Source organism: Tardiphaga sp. (genome assembly GCF_044340795.1).
Lineage (GTDB): Bacteria > Pseudomonadota > Alphaproteobacteria > Rhizobiales > Xanthobacteraceae > Tardiphaga.
On record NZ_JBIISY010000440.1, the window covers coordinates 1 to 2608 of the forward strand.

General features: G+C 61.6%; 2 protein-coding genes and 1 pseudogene. All 3 read right to left on the minus strand.

Annotated features, from left to right (window positions below):
- A pseudogene (locus tag ACIQ17_RS32875) lies at positions 1 to 424 on the minus strand (hypothetical protein); the annotation flags it as partial.
- Position 425: 1 nt separating this feature from the next.
- Positions 426 to 1301: a branched-chain amino acid ABC transporter permease gene (locus ACIQ17_RS32880; RefSeq protein WP_398473766.1), complete on the minus strand. Its 876-nt coding sequence runs from the start codon at positions 1299 to 1301 to the stop codon at positions 426 to 428.
- A gap of 75 nt (positions 1302 to 1376) precedes the next feature.
- Positions 1377 to 2594, minus strand: a complete 1218-nt coding sequence (locus tag ACIQ17_RS32885) for an ABC transporter substrate-binding protein (protein ID WP_398473767.1) — start codon at positions 2592 to 2594, stop codon at positions 1377 to 1379.
- Between the last annotated feature and the right edge of the window lie 14 nt (positions 2595 to 2608).

Here is a 2608-nt window from a genome sequence, read left to right on the forward strand (position 1 = left end):
TGGCGAAGTAGATGCCCTGACGGCGGATCGCGATCAGGCCGGTGACGACGGCAAGCACGAAGGCCGCGATGAGACCGAACACGATCGACAGTTCCGGCGACAGCGGGCCCATATTGATCATGAACTCGCCGATCAGCGGGACCTTGAAGCCGATGGTGCCGACCTTGGCCATATGCGCGGTGACATAGCCCGCGGTGCCCATGAACATCGCATGGCCGAAGGACAGCAGGCCGCCGTAACCGATCAGCAGGTTGAAGGCGCAGGCGAACAGCGCGAAGCACAGCGCCTGCATCACGAAGAACGGATACAGCCCGGAGAACGGCACGGCCGCCAAGAGGACGGTCATGATCACGAAAGCGATCATCTCGTCCTTGGTGCCACGGGTCTGCGTGGTGGGGATCGAATTGTCAGTGATGGTGGTCATATCAGGTGGTCCGTCCCGTCAGGCCCGAGGGTTTCACGAGGAGCACCAAGACCATCAGCACGAAGACGACGGTGTTGGAGGCCTCGGGGTAGAAATACTTGGTCAGGCCCTCGATGATGCCGAGGGTGAAACCGGTGATGATCGATCCCATGATCGAGCCCATGCCGCCGATGACGACGACCGCGAACACGACGATGATGAGGTCCGCGCCCATCAGCGGGCGAACCTGGTTGATCGGTGCCGACAGCACGCCGGCCAGCGCCGCCAGACCGACGCCCAGGCCGTAGGTCAGCGTGATCATCAACGGCACGTTGATGCCGAAGGCGCGCACCAGCGTCGGGTTCTCGGTCGCTGCGCGAAGATAGGCGCCGAGGCGCGTGCGCTCGATCAGGAACCAGGTGGCGATACAGATGACCAGCGAGAAGATGACGACCCAGCCGCGATAGATCGGCAGGAACATGAAGCCGAGATTGACGCCGCCCTTCAGCGCATCGGGGATGGCGTAAGGCAGGCCCGACGAACCGAAGTAGTTCTGGAACACACCCTGGATGATCAGCGCGAGACCGAATGTCAGCAGCAGGCCGTACAAGTGATCGAGATTGGCGATCCATTGCAGCATGGTCCGTTCAAGGATCATGCCGAAGATGCCGACGATGATCGGCGCCAGGAACAGCGCCGGCCAGTAGCCGATCCCTGCCAGGTTGAGCAGGAAGTAAGCCACGAAGGCGCCCATCATATAGAGCGCGCCATGGGCGAAATTGATGATGTTCAGCATGCCGAAAATCACGGCGAGACCGAGACTCAGCAAGGCATAGAAGGAGCCGTTGATGAGCCCGACCAGCAATTGTGCGGACAGGGCCTGGAGATTGATCGACATGGCGCTTTCAACTCTAGTTTTGTTAGTAGAGGAAGTCGCAGCCCGGCGGCGGATACCGCCGGGCCACAGCTCTCGTTATTTCTTCAATAGCGAACAGGTGCTCTTGTCGAGCGGCGTGAAGGCCTGGTCGGCCGGAATGGTGGCGACCAGCTTGTAGTAATCCCACGGCGTCTTCGATTCCGAGGGCTTCTTGACCTCGAACAGATAGGCCGGGTGGATCTTGCGGCCGTTCGGCTGGATCGAGCCCTTGCCGAACAGTGCGTCGTCGGTCGGCATTTCCTTCATCTTGGCGACGACCTTGGCGCCGTCATGCGGATTGCCGCCGAGGGCTTCCAGCGCCTTCAGGTAATGCAGCGTGCCGGAATAGACACCCGCCTGAACCATGGTCGGCGGTGCCGCGCCCTTCGAACGCGCCGAGAAGCGCTTCGAGAATTCGCGGGTGCCGTCATTCATGTCCCAGTAGAAGGTCTCGGTGAAGGAGAGACCCTGGGCCAGGTCGAGGCCGATCGACTTGACGTCGGTGAGGAACAGCAGCAGCGCGGCCATTTTCTGGCTCTTGCTGATGCCGAACTCCGCCGCCTGCTTGATCGAGGTCGAGGTGTCGCCGCCGGCATTGGCAAGGCCGATGACCTTGGCACCCGACGACTGCGCCTGCAGCAGGAAAGACGAGAAGTCCGACGAGTTCAGCGGATGCTTGACGGAGCCTGTGACCTTGCCGCCCGCCGCCTTCAACGCATTGGTGGTGTCACGCTCGAGCGCGGCACCGAAGGCATAGTCGGCGGTGAGGAAAAACCACGAGTCGCCGCCGGCCTTGGTCAGCGCGGTGCCGGTGCCGTAAGCGAGGTTATAGGTGTCGTAGGTCCAGTGGATGGTATTCGGCGTGCACTGGGCATTGGTGAGATCCGAGGTGCCGCCGCCGGAATTGATGTAGACGCCGTTCTTTTCCTTGACGACGTTGTTCACGGCCAGCGCGACGCCCGAATTCGGCACGTCGGTGATCATGTCCATCTTTTCGCGGTCGAACCACTGGCGCGCGAGATTGGCGCCGATGTCCGGCTTGTGCTGGTGATCCCCGGAGATCACATCGATGGTCCAGCCCTTGGCCTTGAGGCCGGAGTCTTCAACGGCCATCTGCGCGGCCAGGGTCGAGCCCGGACCGGCGAGATCGGCATAGATACCCGAGAGATCGGTGAGCACGCCGATCTTGACGTTCTTGTCCTGAGCCGCGGCCGCGGTGACGGTCGCAGCGGCAATGGCGGTGCCGAGCAGAAGTCTGGTAATCACTTTCGACATTCAATCCTCTTCAG